The organism is Collinsella sp. AK_207A, from assembly GCF_902501965.1.
Lineage (GTDB): Bacteria > Actinomycetota > Coriobacteriia > Coriobacteriales > Coriobacteriaceae > Collinsella.
On record NZ_CABWID010000004.1, the window covers coordinates 1 to 13443 of the forward strand.

15 protein-coding genes and 1 pseudogene are annotated in these 13443 nt (G+C 64.3%); 2 read left to right on the plus strand and 14 right to left on the minus strand.

Annotation, left to right across the window (positions count from 1 at the left end):
* Positions 1-444 precede the first annotated feature (444 nt).
* The 3 genes from ettA to GDJ97_RS00830 all read right to left on the minus strand — a co-directional run bounded on the left by ettA (position 445) and on the right by GDJ97_RS00830 (position 3279).
* Positions 445-2124, minus strand: coding sequence for an energy-dependent translational throttle protein EttA (gene ettA / locus GDJ97_RS00820; protein ID WP_152069345.1), 1680 nt, complete (start codon positions 2122-2124; stop codon positions 445-447).
* 179 nt (positions 2125-2303) lie between these two features.
* Positions 2304-3008 (minus strand): SdpI family protein, encoded by a 705-nt coding sequence (locus GDJ97_RS00825; RefSeq protein ID WP_152069346.1) that lies wholly within the window; start codon positions 3006-3008, stop codon positions 2304-2306.
* Positions 3001-3279, minus strand: coding sequence for an autorepressor SdpR family transcription factor (locus GDJ97_RS00830; RefSeq protein WP_152069347.1), 279 nt, complete (start codon positions 3277-3279; stop codon positions 3001-3003). Before GDJ97_RS00830 ends, GDJ97_RS00825 begins: the two co-directional genes overlap by 8 nt.
* A gap of 359 nt (positions 3280-3638) precedes the next feature.
* Here GDJ97_RS00830 and GDJ97_RS09450 point away from each other — a divergent pair, with 359 nt between their 5' ends.
* Positions 3639-3782: a hypothetical protein gene (locus GDJ97_RS09450; protein WP_226808694.1), complete on the plus strand. Its 144-nt coding sequence runs from the start codon at positions 3639-3641 to the stop codon at positions 3780-3782.
* A gap of 4 nt (positions 3783-3786) precedes the next feature.
* Positions 3787-3879: pseudogene (locus GDJ97_RS09735) on the plus strand (tRNA threonylcarbamoyladenosine dehydratase); the annotation flags it as partial.
* A gap of 110 nt (positions 3880-3989) precedes the next feature.
* On the opposite strand, the gene GDJ97_RS00840 reads toward GDJ97_RS09735, so the two are convergent.
* From GDJ97_RS00840 to GDJ97_RS00890, 11 genes are all read right to left on the minus strand, one after another.
* Positions 3990-4790 carry a TatD family hydrolase gene (locus GDJ97_RS00840; RefSeq protein WP_226808670.1) on the minus strand — a complete coding sequence of 267 codons (801 nt, stop codon included), beginning with the start codon at positions 4788-4790 and terminating at the stop codon, positions 3990-3992.
* Between the two features lie 5 nt (positions 4791-4795).
* Positions 4796-5593, minus strand: a complete 798-nt coding sequence (locus tag GDJ97_RS00845; protein WP_152069348.1) for a ThiF family adenylyltransferase — start codon at positions 5591-5593, stop codon at positions 4796-4798.
* Positions 5594-5644: 51 nt separating this feature from the next.
* Positions 5645-6478, minus strand: coding sequence for a Cof-type HAD-IIB family hydrolase (locus tag GDJ97_RS00850; protein WP_152069349.1), 834 nt, complete (start codon positions 6476-6478; stop codon positions 5645-5647).
* A 5-nt stretch (positions 6479-6483) separates the two neighbouring features.
* The gene (locus GDJ97_RS00855) at positions 6484-7188 is read right to left on the minus strand and encodes an HAD family phosphatase (protein ID WP_152069350.1); all 705 of its coding nucleotides are present in this window, start codon (positions 7186-7188) and stop codon (positions 6484-6486) included.
* Between the two features lie 67 nt (positions 7189-7255).
* Positions 7256-7693 carry an Rrf2 family transcriptional regulator gene (locus GDJ97_RS00860; protein WP_152069351.1) on the minus strand — a complete coding sequence of 146 codons (438 nt, stop codon included), beginning with the start codon at positions 7691-7693 and terminating at the stop codon, positions 7256-7258.
* Between the two features lie 88 nt (positions 7694-7781).
* Entirely contained in the window at positions 7782-9080 is a 1299-nt protein-coding gene (locus GDJ97_RS00865; RefSeq protein WP_152069352.1) for an O-acetylhomoserine aminocarboxypropyltransferase/cysteine synthase family protein, read from the minus strand.
* 1 nt (position 9081) lies between these two features.
* Positions 9082-9726 carry an ABC transporter permease gene (locus GDJ97_RS00870; protein ID WP_152069353.1) on the minus strand — a complete coding sequence of 215 codons (645 nt, stop codon included), beginning with the start codon at positions 9724-9726 and terminating at the stop codon, positions 9082-9084.
* A gap of 1 nt (position 9727) precedes the next feature.
* Positions 9728-10507, minus strand: a complete 780-nt coding sequence (locus tag GDJ97_RS00875) for an ABC transporter ATP-binding protein (RefSeq protein ID WP_152069354.1) — start codon at positions 10505-10507, stop codon at positions 9728-9730.
* Positions 10504-11568, minus strand: a complete 1065-nt coding sequence (locus GDJ97_RS00880) for an ATP-binding protein (protein WP_226808672.1) — start codon at positions 11566-11568, stop codon at positions 10504-10506. The genes GDJ97_RS00875 and GDJ97_RS00880 overlap by 4 nt, the downstream gene beginning before the upstream one ends.
* 22 nt (positions 11569-11590) lie before the next feature.
* Positions 11591-12562, minus strand: a complete 972-nt coding sequence (locus GDJ97_RS00885) for a glycine betaine ABC transporter substrate-binding protein (protein WP_152069355.1) — start codon at positions 12560-12562, stop codon at positions 11591-11593.
* Between the two features lie 108 nt (positions 12563-12670).
* Positions 12671-13306, minus strand: a complete 636-nt coding sequence (locus GDJ97_RS00890) for an ABC transporter permease (protein ID WP_226808674.1) — start codon at positions 13304-13306, stop codon at positions 12671-12673.
* Positions 13307-13443: the final 137 nt, after the last annotated feature.

Here is a 13443-nt window from a genome sequence, read left to right on the forward strand (position 1 = left end):
CACTCAAAACTCGACTCTTGGTCACATCACTGCTGATACCTCTTGAATGGTATCTTCAATCTCCGTTCCTCGGCGAGGGCGTTCCCGCCCTTCGCCTCGCAGTATCCGGTTCTGAAGGTTCCCGCCGTCCGGCCCCTCGCTTCCAGCTCGGCGCCGCGCGGCAGGGAGATATACTGCCACACGCCCCGGGCCCCGGGAAGGGGCGGATCCGGTCTCCACGGTTTGCACACAAGTCGCATTTGAGATCCGCTGTCATCCTCGGGGTCTTCCCTTGCTAATATGGACCCGCTCCCCTCTCTGTCAGATAAGGCTCGAAATCCTAAATTACGGGTTTTCGAGCCTTATCTGACATGAGGCTATTTTATTGATTGACCAGATAAGGGCCGAACGTGCCGAAATTGGACTTTTCGACCCTTACCTGACATGTCGTCTCCCGAAACCGGGCTAGTCGCGCGTCAGCTTGCGGTGGATACGGTGCGGACGGGCGGCGTCCTCGCCCAGGCGCGCCACGCGATTCTCCTGATAGGCCTCGAAGTTACCCTCGAACCAGTACCAGTTGCCCGGATTCTCGTCCGTGCCCTCCCAGGCCAGGATGTGCGTGGCCACGCGATCGAGGAACATACGATCGTGGCTGATGACCACGGAACAGCCGGGAAACTCCAGCAGCGCGCTCTCCAGCGAGGAAAGGGTCTCCACGTCCAGGTCGTTGGTCGGCTCGTCCAGAAGCAGCAGGTTACCGCCCTGCTTGAGGGTGAGCGCCAAGTTCAGGCGATTGCGCTCGCCGCCGGAGAGCACCCCCGCGCGCTTCTGCTGGTCGGAACCCTTGAAGCCAAAGCTTGCCACGTACGCGCGGCTGGGGACCTCGCTCTCCCCCACCTGCATGACGTCGAGCCCGTCGGAGACGACCTCCCACAGGTTCTTGTCTGGATCGATACCCGAGCGCATCTGGTCGACGTAGCTGATCTTCACCGTCTCGCCGATCTCCAGCTCGCCCGAGGTGAGCGGCTCCAGGCCGGTGATGCACTTGAAGAGCGTCGTCTTGCCCACGCCGTTGGGACCGATCACGCCCACGATGCCGTTGCGCGGCAGGCTGAACGAGAGGTCGTCGATGAGCACGCGGCCGTCGAACTCCTTGTGCAGGTGATGCGCCTCGAGCACCTTGGAACCCAGACGCGGGCCCACGGGGATACGGATGTCCGTGTAGTCGAGCTTCTGGCTGGCGCGCGCCTCGGCCTCCATCTCCTCGTAGCGAGCCAGACGGGCCTTGTTCTTGGCCTGGCGGGCCTTGGGCGAGCTGCGCACCCAGTCGAGCTCGGCCCGCATGCGCTTGGCCAGGCGCTCGTCGCGCTGACCCTGGGCTTCGATACGCGCGGCCTTGGTGTCCAGATACGTTGAGTAGTTGCCCTTGTACGGATAGAGGTGACCGCGGTCCACCTCGCAGATCCAATCGGCAACGTTGTCCAGGAAGTAGCGGTCGTGGGTGACGGCGAGCACCGCGCCGGGGTACGTGTGCAGGAAGTGCTCGAGCCAGAGCACGGACTCGGCGTCCAGATGGTTGGTCGGCTCGTCAAGCAACAGCAGGTCGGGAGCCTCGAGCAGCAGCTTGCAGAGGGCGACGCGGCGACGCTCGCCACCGGAGAGCACGTTCACCGGCGTGTCGGAGTCGGGCAGCTGCAAGGCGTCCATGGCAACGGAAAGCTTGGAGTCGATATCCCAGCCGTCGGCGGCGTCGATCTCGTCCTGGAGCTTGCCCATCTCGGCCATGAGCGCGTCCATGTCCGCATCCGGATCGCACATCTCCTCGCCGATCTTGTTGAAGCGGTCGACCTTGGCGAGGATGTCGCCGAAGGCCTGGCGCACGTTCTCGATGACGGTGGCGTCGTCATCCAGCGGCGGCTCCTGCTGCAGAATGCCCACGGTGTAGCCGGGAGTGAGGCGAGCATCGCCGTTGGAGACCTCCTCTAAGCCGGCCATGATCTTGAGCAAGGTGGACTTGCCCATGCCGTTGGGACCCACGACGCCGATCTTTGCGCCGGGATAGAAGGAGAGGGTCACGTCGTCGAGGATGACCTTGTCACCGTGCGCCTTGCGCGCTTGGTACATCTGGTAGATAAACTCTGCCACTGTTCTTTTCTCCTTATCTAACTGCGGAAAGCCATTCTCATTTGCATTCTGAAGAAAAGCAGAGAAGTAAATCCGCGCGTTCTAATAGAAAGGGGCAGGTTGCCCACCCCCCCCTAATACTACCTGGGAAAAGTCCCCCAGAGCATATTTTGACCTGCGTACGCTAGTTTTCCGCAACCTTAGCGAACGGCCCGCTGAGATTTACGCCACAACAGGTACGAGTAGACATACGAAGCCCCGGCAGACCCAAACGCCAGCACCGCAATCACTGCGGCCGTGACCTCACTCGAAAGCGCGCCGCCGGCAACGCCCATCACAATGAGGCCGACGCCCAGCACCATAAAGCAGGCGCCACCAAAACGCTGCGTGCGACGCCAGTTCTCGGGATCGGAAAGCGCCCAGGGTGTCTTGATGCCAAGCGTGTAGTTTTGCTTCACGCGCGGCAGATAGTTGCCCACGCCAATGAATAGCAATCCGACCGCACCGGACACCAGCAGGTTAACCGCGCCGGCCGCAGGCATAACACCCCACACCGTGAGCTCCCCCAGCCAGCTTATGCCGCACATGAACAGCGTAAAAGCGATCACGAAGCCCTGATAGAACCCGCCCGAGGTCCGATACGCCTCTCCCTTGGGGTCGATGCGCGGCACCACATAGAACAACGCGAGGAGCACTAGGGGCAACGCACCAAGCGCCGATGCCATCCAGCTAGGGCCCCAATCGTTAACGACGCCGTTCGCTCCCCAGTGCGTGGGAATCTGCGCGGGCAGACTCGGCATCACCAGGAGGTGCGCCGCAACGTTAACCACGCACAGCGCAGCAAGCACGACCCACACGCGAGGCGATACTCCCGTGCAGTGAATGCCCCTGTTTTCGCTATTCATTCTTATCACCTTCAGTGTTGGTAAACCCCATAAACCAGCCGATCAAATCCTGCATGACGGTGGTGTTTAAGCTGTATACGATATTTTGACCATGACGCTCATCGGTCACCAGGCCAGCATTCTTAAGCGTCGCCAAATGGTGGCTTAAAGACGGCTTGCTGATATCGAAATGCTCAGCAAGCTCCCCCGCCGTGCAATTGCCCTCTCGCAGCAGCTCCAAAATACGTCGTCGCGTTGGGTCAGCCAGCGCCTTAAAACCCTCCCCCGGCATAGAACCTCCTTTCGCAATCACCTACGACGCGCACACTATACTCGATATTTAGATGTCTGTCTAATTATCTAATCTTAAAGTCATAATAGTAGCCGCCCCCGCGTAATGCGAAGACGACCACTTCTCACGCTACAAACGTGTTTTGGAGTTGGCCAACCCACCGCAACGGGTGCCCTCTGCTTCGATCTTATGCGAATGCCAGCATCATTTAACAAGCCCCTCGGCCTCAAACGGAATCGTGACAATACCTATAAAGGCGATAGCTAAAACACGATTCGCTTCCCCATCGGAGGATCAACATAACCGAAAACGCAGATGCCGCCCCTGTCGAGACGCGCGACAGCAAGCTTGAAATCACCATGGGCCGCGAAGCCCTCGACAGGCTCGCCGATGCCACGGTACTCGTACTCGGCTGCGGCGGCATGGGCTCCAACTGCTGCGAGGCGCGCCCGCAGCAGAATCGGCCATTATATAATTCTGGACAAAGACGTCATCGCGCCTAGCAATATCAACCGCCAGGCCATCGCCTTCCGAAGCACCATCGGCAAGCGCAAAGTGGACGTCATGGAAGCCATGATCCACGACATCAACCCCGCCGCTTCCGTCATCAAACGCACCGAATACCTGTTCACTGATAACATCGACGAGTTCTTCGCCAGCGTTTTGGAGCAGCCGGGCGGCAAGCTCGACACGTCGTCTTGGGGCGAGGTTCAGAGATCGAGCAGGCGGAAGCTGGTTTGTGCGATGAGGGCGGCGAGTTCGGCGCGCTCGCTGCCGCGAAGCCCCGCAAGCTGGTCGAGGGTCCGCTCGAGCGCGAAGGCGATCTGGTCGGCCGGGCAGGGCGTATCGAGCTTGGGCGGGTAGTCGGTCTCGAGCAGCAGGCGGTCCTCGGGCAGCTGGCGCGCATACTCCCGACCTTTGCGCGTGGCGAGCATCATCTCGTTCACCGAGAAATAGCAGCCGAGTCGTCGTGCCCGGGCAAGCTCATCGCTTGTACCGGAAAACCAATGGAAGACGCAAGCAGCATGGCCTGTCAGCCCGAAGCGCTCGAGCACGTCGAGTACCTCGCCCGCGGCATGAACGGCATGGATGGAGAAAACGCGACCGTCCACCGCGCGCTCGGCACAGGTCTGGCAGATCCACTTGAACGCCTCGAACTGCTCGGCACGCGAACCTGTGTGGACGCGGCCGAAGTCCAGCCCTACTTCGCCGACCCAGCGGCTGCGCGCCGCCATGCTCGCCGCACGGGCAGCATCCTCCGCATTGCAGCTTCCATCGTCGATCCACCAGGGATGCAGGCCCGCTCCTATGCGCACGTTGGGACACGTGTCCAGGATCCGTTTCGCCCGCTCGGAGTCGTCGGGGCAGACTGGCGCGCAGAACAGCGCCAAGCCGAGGGCCTCGGCATCGCGCGCCACGAACGCGGCATCTGCGATGCGGTCCAGATGGCAGTGCATGTCGTACAAGCGATAGCGCGGCGTGCGTTCCCCGGACTGCGCCCTGCCCGCCACGGTAATCACCGCCTGCCGGCCCGCGAGCCTTGCAGCGCCACGCCGTCGCTGCGCACGGAATCGGCTCCCACGCCCGTGATCTGACGGATCACGTAACCGGCGATGGTCTGCCCCATGATAGGCGGCATGTAGGGCATGGTCCCCATCCCGCTGCGCTCGCGCCGCTCCGTTCCCGGCTTGGAGGTGGCAGCCTTCACTTCCTCGCAGGAATAGAGCACCGTCAGATGGCGGATGCCCCGGCGGCGGCACTCCTTGCGCATGATGCGGGAGAGCCGGCAGTTCACCGTATCGTAGATGTCGGCCACGCGCAGGCACTCCGGATGCAGCTTCATCGCCCCGCCCATGCTGCTGATGAGGCTGAAGCCGCGCTCCTCGGCGAGTTGCGCCAGGGCGAGCTTGGTGGAGATGGTGTCGATCGCGTCCACCACGAAGTCAACGCGCCCGCCAAGTTCGGCGATGACGCCGTCAACCACCTCGGCCACGTTCTCGGCCAAGACGAAGTCGTCGCGGATAATCACGCGGGCGGAGGGGTTGATGTCGAGCACCATGCCGCGCATGACATCGGCTTTCTTTTTGCCGATGGTACTCGTGAAGGCGATTGCCTGACGGTTGAGGTTGCTCGGCGAAACCACATCGCGGTCCACGAGCGCGAGCGTCCCCACGCCGCCGCGCGCGAGCGCCTCCACGCACGAGGAGCCGACGCCGCCACAGCCGAGCACCAGCACGCGGGCCTGGGCCAAACGGTCCACGCCCTCCTCCCCCAACACGGGAATGAGCTTGGTCGTGGGGGTGTCTTCTGCCATGGGCGTCCTTTCAACGCTGAACGGTACATTGGGACTGTCCCACTGTACCAGTTACAGGAGTTTCTCCAGTGCGGCGGCGACGCCCTCGTCGTTGTTGGAGAGGGTCACCATGTCGGCTGCTTGCTTGAGTTCGGGAATCGCGTTGCCCATGGCCACGCCCGTACCCGCGAAGCGGATCATCGCCAAATCGTTCTGACCGTCGCCGAAGGCCACGAGCTCGGAGGCATCGATTCCCCGGCGAGGCAGCGCGCCCGCGAGCGCGCGACCCTTGTCGATACCAGGCGCGGTGAACTCAAAGTAGAAATCCGCCGTGAACATGCCCGAGAGCCTGCCCTTGAACGGCTCGTACATCTCGCGCCAATGCTCCTGAAGATAGGTATCGGTGCCGGCGGTGAGGATCTTGCTCTCCGGCCCGTGGCAGAACTCCGCCAAATCGCCCACCTCGCGCACGAGCAGGTCGCAGGCACGCGCCTCGTAGCGGATGATGTTCACCGGCTTGCCGCGGTGGTAGATGGGGCCGGCGAAGGCGTCGGTCACGCAGAGCTCGCGGCCGTGCGTCACCATGGGGATGACGTCGAAGCGCTTCATGTGGGAGAGCACCGAGCGTACCTCGTCCGCTGTCATGGCCTGGTCGAAGAGGATCTCGTCCGTGGTGGCATCGATGACGCGGGCACCGTTGAACGAGATGAGCAGGCCGTGGTGCCGGTCGAGTTCGAGCTCGGCCGCCAGGCCCTTGAGCCCATAGGCGGGCCGGCCGCTCGCGAGGATGACGGTGATGCCGGCCTCCTGCGCCGCGAGCAGCACCTGCTTCGTGCGCCGGGGGATCACCTTCTTGTCCGTGGTCAGCGTGCCGTCTATGTCGAGCGCTATCGCCTTGATAGCCATGCGAATCATCCCCTCACCCGCGGTGCGCGGGAGCCCTCTCCCCGCACCATAAGCAAATCCGGAATCTGGTCGATGATACTATCCGCCCCGGCTTGGCTGAACCCAAATCGCTCCTCGCGCTTGGCGATGACCGTGAGGCCCGCTCGCTTGCCGGCCGTGATGCCGGGCACGGAATCCTCTACGCAGCAGCAAACGCTCGCGGGCAGGCCGAGTACCTCTAGGGTGTGCAGATAGATCTCGGGATCGGGCTTGCTCTCGCGGAACTGCTCGCCCGAGGTGACCACCTCGAAGCGGTCGAGGATGCCGCAGGCCGCAAGCACCTCGTGAATGTTCTTCAGCTGCGACGACGACGCTACTGCGAGCCGGACGCCCCGGGCTGCCAGAACGTCGAGTGTCTCGGGCACGCTGGGATTCATCAGCGCGGCGTAGTCGATGGACCGCTTGTCCTCCCACGCGCGCTCCCGCGCCAGCGCCTCGTCCTCGGAGAGGTCAACGCCCACGCGCCGCCACCAATCGCGCATACTCGCGCGAAACACCTGATGCGAGGCACCGACCATGCCGTGAATCTCCTCAAGGGGCACCGGCATGCCGTGCTCCGCCGCGTAATCCACGAGCATCTGCGCATAGTAGAACTCGGTATCCACCAGCACGCCATCCATATCGAAGATGACGGCGGCGAAGGGGAACGTCTCCGATGACTGGTCGGTCATAATATCCTTCCCGGCGCGAGTCCGCGCCGCACTTCACGCATCGGGCGAATCAATCGAGCGCGAGGCCCTACTCCCCGCGCTGGATCTCGAGCTCGATCTCGGGGATGCGGGCAAGGTCCGCGAGCGTCACGCTATCCACGTAGGTGTCGATGGCATCCTCGAGGCCCGTCCAGAACTTGACGGTGGAGCAGAGGTCAGAGCGCAGGCACGAACCCTCAAGGCCCTCGCATGCCACGGGTGCGGTGTCCCCCTCCGCCGCACGGAGGATGTCGCCGGCGGTCATCTGATCCGCGGGCCGGCTCAGCACGTAGCCGCCGCCCTTGCCGCGCACGCTGTCCAGCAGGCCGGCCTGCATGAGCGGGCGCACGAGCTGCTCCAGGTACTTGAGCGAGATATGCTCGCGCTCGGCAACCTCGCGCAGGCTGATGCGCCCCTCGCGATCGCCGAAAGCAGCGATGTAGATCATGAGCCGAAGGGCATAACGACCCTTGGACGAAACGAGCATCCGAACTCCCACCAAAACGGAACGCGGGACCCTTGCGGCCCCGCCGTCCCCTCGATTGTACCTCGAGACACCCGTACGGGCGCCCCCGCTAAATGGTCTCGAGTGCCTGGCGCAGATCCTCCACCAGGTCGGCCGTATCCTCGATACCGATGGAGAGGCGCACGGTGTTGTCGTAGACACCGGCAGCCGCACGCTCCTCCTTGGTCTGGCTGAAGTGCGTGGACGAGGCCGGGTGTACGGCGAGCGACTTGGCATCGCCCACGTTCACCATGTAGTCGAAGACGCGCAGGTTGGCGAGCAGCTTGAGCGCCGCCTCCTGCCCGCCGGCAACGTCCAGCGAGAGGATGGCGCCCGGACCCTTGGGGAAGTAGCGCTTCGCCAGCTCGTGATAGCGGTTGCTCGGAAGCCCCGGGTAGTTCACGCGCTCCACCTTGGGATGCGCGTCCAAGAACTCTGCCACCGCCTGAGCGTTCGCCACGTGCCGGTCCATGCGCAGCGACAGCGTCTCCATGCCCTGCAGCAGGAAAAACGCGTTCATGGGGCTCATGTGCCCGCCGAAGTCCGTGAGGCTCCGCATGCGCAGGCGCTTGGAGAACATCTCGCGCTTAAGCGCCTCAACCCCGATGGAGCCCTCGAAGTCGCGGTAGAACTGCTCGTACTGCGGGAAGTTGCCGTTCAGCCAGTCGAATCCGCCGCGCTCCACCACGAGTCCCGCGATGATCGTGCCGTGCCCCGCCAGGTACTTGGTGGCGGAGTAGCACACGATATCGGCGCCGAAGTCGAAGGGACGGAACAGATAGGGCGTGGCGAAGGTGTTGTCCACCACGAGCGGCACGCCGTGCGCGTGCGCGATCTTGGAGATGGCCTCGATGTCCACGATGTTCATGCCGGGGTTGCCCAGGCACTCAACGTAGACGGCGCGCGTGCGGTCGGTGAAGGCGGCCTCAAAGGAGGCGGGATCGTCCTCGTTCTCCACCCAGTTGCAGGTGATGCCGTAGTCGGGCAGCACGCTCTCGAGCAGCGAGGTCGAACCGCCGTAGAGGGTCTTCACCGCCACGATCTCGTCGCCCTGCTGACAGATGTTGAAGAACGTGCCCGAGATGGCGGCCATGCCGCTCGCGAACGAGACGGCCGCCACGCCGCCCTCGAGCGAGGAGATGCGCCGCTCCAGCACCGTGTTGGTGGGGTTCGAGAAGCGGACGTAGGAGTGGCCCTCCTCCGAGTAGTCGAAGAGGCGCACGCAGCGGTCGTAGTCGCCCAGCTCGAAGGCGGCCGTCTGATAGATGGGAACCGCCTTGGAGCGATCGTGCTCGGTGGGGTCGTACCCCGCGTGCAGCTGTCGGGTCGTGAACCCGAGCGAATCGTCCTTGAAAGCCTCGTACGTCATGCTAATGCACCGTCCTTTTCACGATGACGCGTTCTACCAACTTCAACAGGCGATCGGCCACCACGGCCACGAGCGCGCAGAGCAGCGTCCCGCCCACGATCTTGTACTGGTTCATGGTCCGAAGACCGGAGAAGAGGATGGTCCCCAAGCCGCCCGCGTTGATGGTGGCGGCGATGGTGGCGATGCCGATGGTGGAGATGGCCGCGAGCCGGATGCCCGCGAGGATCATCGGCGCCGCGAGCGGCAGCTTCACCCGGTAGAGCACCTGCCAGGGACTCATGCCCATGCCCACGGCCGCTTCCACGATGTCCGGATCGATGCCGTCCAGCCCCTCGAGCACGTTGCGGAGCAGGAGGTACTGATTATAGGCCACCATCACGAGGACCGCCGTGGTGGCGCCCAGCCCCGTGACGGGGATGAGCAGCGAGAACAGGGCGAGGCTCGGAATGGAGTAGACCGCCGAGAGCAGCTGGACCGAGATGTGCTCGGCGCGGCGCGAGCGCATGACGGCGAGCGTGAGCACGGCGGCGAGCGCGAGCGACCAGAGGAGCACCATGCCCACGAGCGCGAAGTGCTCGAGCAGGGCCTCGCCGAAGTCGTCCGCGTGGCTCGCCCAGTAGTCCAGGTATTCGTTCAGGGGCGCCATCCTAGATCGCCGCCCCGCCCGTCACGTAGCCGCGACGCTCGAGCCATCCACCGGATTCCAGCAGCGCGCGCACGAACGGCGTGGCCGGGCTCTCCAGCACCTCACGCGGGGTGCCGTACTGCTGCACGCGCCCCTGGTCCAAGACGAGCACCTTGGTGCCGAGCTTAAGCGCCTCGGCGATGTCGTGCGTCACGAAGATGAAGGTCTTGCCGCTCCCGCGGTGGATGCGCAGCAGCTCGTCCTGGAGCGTGGCGCGCGTGATGGCGTCGATAGCGCCGAAGGGCTCGTCGAAGAGCATGAGCGACGGGTTGGCGGCGAGCGCGCGGGCCAGCCCCACGCGCTGCTGCTGGCCGCCGGAGAGCTGACGGGGATAGCGGTCCTTGAACTCGACGGGGTCGAGCCCCACCAGGTTCAGGAGCTCGTCCACGCGCGCGGTGATGCGGGCGCGGTCCCACTTCAGGATCTCCGGCACGCAGGCGATGTTCTCGGCAACGGTCATGTGCGGGAAGAGCCCCGTCTGTTGGATCACGTAGCCGATGCCCCGGCGAAGCTCCACCGGGTCGGCCTGGGCCACGTCGCGCCCCTCTACGAGCACCTGGCCCGCGTCGGGATCGTGCAGGCGGTTGATGAGCTTGATGAGCGTGGTCTTGCCGCCGCCGGAGGTGCCGAGCACGCAAACCAGCTCGCCCTCCTCGATCTTCAGGCTCACGTGGTCGAGCGCCGGGTGCGACATACCCGGGAAGCTCTTGGATACGTCCTTGAACTCCACAGCGGTGCTCATGAGGCGCTCCTCTCGACGAGGGTCAGGGCGGATACGGGACAGGTGTTGGCGCAGATGCCGCAGCCCACGCAGGTCGAGGTGTCAGCTTTGACCACGCGGCGGCGCAGTCGCCTGGGGGCGTCGCCGGCGCTGACAGCGGCTTTAGGGGCATCCACCAGGGTGAACACGCCAAAGTGGCAGCGCTTCACGCAGCGCCCGCAGCCGATGCACGCGTCCGCGTCCAGGTGGATGATGTGCGGGGCGATGGGCCAGATGCCCAGGCTGTCGCGATAGCGCTGGCCGCGGAACAGGTAGCAGCAATCCCCGCAGCAGTTGCAGATGCCGTTGGGGTTCGCCGTGTGCATGAGGCCCGCGCGGTCCGCCTCGCGCACCACGTCCTTGGCCTCCTCTTTGGTGAGCGCCTGGGAGAGCCCGCGCCCGCAGAACGAGTTGGGGCCGTCCTTGTAGGTGAGGCAGGTGCGCGTGGGCAGTCCGCAGTCGCCGGCAAGGCTCCGGCAGTCGCAGGTATTGAGGTAGATCTGGCGCGGGTCGGCGTCGATCTTGGCGAGCGTCTCCTCGAGCGAGAGAACCGCGTCTTCCGTGGGCACCACGGAGCGGTCGGGATCCATGCCCTCCATGTAGGCGTCGAAGTACCACTCGTCCATGGCCCGGCGCGCCTCGCGCGGAATGATCTGCCACAGCTCCTGCTCGGAGATGGCGAAGACATCCAGACGGCTGTAGAACGTTCCGATAGCGTAGCAGGGATCCTCCGCATCGCGTTCGGTGCCATCGGCGTCTGCCAGGTCCACCACGCCGCGATGATGCGCCGCCCGCAGCAGCTCCGCCGCCTGGACCGTAGTCACGGCGTCACCCAGCACGCGGGAGACGTCCTGGGCCGTGAACGGCGCCCCGGGCAGGCGCGCTGCCAACGCGAGCTCCGCCTCGGAGTAGAACACGTCCGCGTACGGGAGTGCGACGGCCGGCACGCCGAGGCACGCAAGGGCGTGCTCGCGTTCCTCGGGCGTCAGGCGCACTTCGCACGCCGGCACCGAGGCCTCCTCCGTCTTCATCGTCTCTGCCATCTCCCCTCTCTCCGCGCGATTCCTACTTGATGCTCTTGTAGAAGTCGGCGGCCACGTCCTCGTAGTCCTCCTTGTCGATGTCCACGCGGGCGTTCAGCTTCACGAGCTCCTCGTTGGTGATCTTGGCGCTCACCGCGTTCAGGACATCGGTCACATCCGGGTACTTGTCGACGATCTTGGCGCGCACCACGGGAATCACGTTGTAGGGCGGCCAGACCTTCTTATCGTCGTCGAGCAGTGTGAAGGCCTTGTCCTTCAGATAGCCCTCGGTGGTGTAGCAAGGCGTCACATCCGCCTCATCGTTGCGCAGCACCTCGTACTTGAGGCCGTTGTCGTAGACGGCGTGCTCCTTCCAGTTAAAGGGGCCGTACGCCTTCTCGAGCGCGGGCATGCCGTCCTCGCGCTCGTCGAACTCTCCCTGCGAGGCGAAGCGCAGGTTGGTAGCGTTGGCCTGGAGCTCGGTGATGTTCGAGATGCCGTACTTCTTGGCGGCCTTGGTGGTGATGGCCAGGCCCTGCGAGTCCGATGCCTTCGCCATGTCGAGCACGTCCAGGTCGAACTGCTTCTTATAGGCGGCCTTCACCGTGTCGTAGACCTCCTGCGAGTCCGTGATCAGGTCCTCCTTCAGGATGGAGAGGAGCGCGGTTCCGGTGTACTCGGGATAGAAGTCGATATCGCCCGAGGTGAGCGCCGTGTGAACCACGGAGCTCGAGATGTCGAAGGAACGCTTGACGGTGAAGCCGGCGTTCTCGAGCGCGAGCGCGTAGACCTCAGAAAGGATCTCGCCCTCGGTGAAGTCCTTGGACCCCACGACGATCGTGCCGGTCGCGGTGCCCTCGGAGCCCGCCCCGGAGCCGCCGCCGCTGCAGGCGGCGAGCGTGGCGGGGACGACGAGGGTGCCAAGGCTCGCGAGCGCCAGGGAGCCCAGGCGACGACGGCTGAGCGGGCGCTGGAGGAGCTGGTTCACGGAAGCGTTGTTCTTGTTGTTCGACATGATGGTTTCCTTCCCCTATGGGTGTTGCCCGAATGGAATCGGTTCTACGTTGTCTCGGTGCGGTTGGGACTGCGGCCGTTCAGGTACGGGCGCGCATGCCGCAGCGTGCTAGGCGCGCTCGTACCGGCGCATTCGCCGATCCACCACAGAGAGCAGCTGGCCCACGGCGAGCGAAAGGATCGCAACGGATGCGCCGCCGATACAGAGCAGGTCCGTGCGCATGAGGCCCATGCCGGTGAAGATGATCTCGCCCAGACCGCCGGCACCGATGTAGGACGCGAGCGTGGCGCTGGCGATGACCTCCACCGCAGCCGTGCGAATTCCCGCGAAAGCGGCCGGGAACGCCAGGGGCACCTTCACCTTGAAGAAGACGCGGGCAGGGCTCATGCCCATGCCCACCGCGGCCTCGAGCACCTCGGCCGGCAGCGTGCTGAACGCCAGCGCCGTGTTGATGAGGATGGGCGGCACCGCGAGGATGCAGAGCGCCACCACGGCGGGCAGCACGCCCGTGCCCAGGATGGGAACCAGAAAGATGAGGATGGCGAGGCTCGGGATGATGCGGAGCACGGTGGCGATGCCCACGGAGATGCGGTCGATCAACGGGCTGCGAGCGCAGAGCACGCCCAGGGGCACCGCGATGACCGCGGCGATGACGAGCGTGAGCGCGCTCACGCCCAGATGCTCCCCTACCATCTGGAGGTACTCGGCGCCATGCGTCGAGAAGTACTCGATGATTGCCCGCATCCCGCCCCTCCTTTAACTCCTATTTTCCCATTAGGTTTATAGGTTTTACTTTGCTAAAGCAGCAGTATGGCCATTTGCCGAGGGATGTCAACCCACATACGAAAAAACCGACCGCTCGAAAAACCAAGCGGTCGGCG

Coding starts and splice junctions, on each gene's coding strand:
- GDJ97_RS00825 (WP_152069346.1), bottom strand. CDS start 3,008: ATGAATAGCGAAAACAGGGGCATTCACTGCACGGGAGTATCGCCTCGC.
- GDJ97_RS00830 (WP_152069347.1), bottom strand. CDS start 3,279: ATGCCGGGGGAGGGTTTTAAGGCGCTGGCTGACCCAACGCGACGACGT.
- GDJ97_RS09450 (WP_226808694.1), top strand. CDS start 3,639: ATGGGCCGCGAAGCCCTCGACAGGCTCGCCGATGCCACGGTACTCGTA.
- GDJ97_RS00845 (WP_152069348.1), bottom strand. CDS start 5,593: ATGGCAGAAGACACCCCCACGACCAAGCTCATTCCCGTGTTGGGGGAG.
- GDJ97_RS00850 (WP_152069349.1), bottom strand. CDS start 6,478: ATGGCTATCAAGGCGATAGCGCTCGACATAGACGGCACGCTGACCACG.
- GDJ97_RS00855 (WP_152069350.1), bottom strand. CDS start 7,188: ATGACCGACCAGTCATCGGAGACGTTCCCCTTCGCCGCCGTCATCTTC.
- GDJ97_RS00860 (WP_152069351.1), bottom strand. CDS start 7,693: ATGCTCGTTTCGTCCAAGGGTCGTTATGCCCTTCGGCTCATGATCTAC.
- GDJ97_RS00865 (WP_152069352.1), bottom strand. CDS start 9,080: ATGACGTACGAGGCTTTCAAGGACGATTCGCTCGGGTTCACGACCCGA.
- GDJ97_RS00870 (WP_152069353.1), bottom strand. CDS start 9,726: ATGGCGCCCCTGAACGAATACCTGGACTACTGGGCGAGCCACGCGGAC.
- GDJ97_RS00875 (WP_152069354.1), bottom strand. CDS start 10,507: ATGAGCACCGCTGTGGAGTTCAAGGACGTATCCAAGAGCTTCCCGGGT.
- GDJ97_RS00880 (WP_226808672.1), bottom strand. CDS start 11,568: ATGGCAGAGACGATGAAGACGGAGGAGGCCTCGGTGCCGGCGTGCGAA.
- GDJ97_RS00885 (WP_152069355.1), bottom strand. CDS start 12,562: ATGTCGAACAACAAGAACAACGCTTCCGTGAACCAGCTCCTCCAGCGC.
- GDJ97_RS00890 (WP_226808674.1), bottom strand. CDS start 13,306: ATGCGGGCAATCATCGAGTACTTCTCGACGCATGGCGCCGAGTACCTC.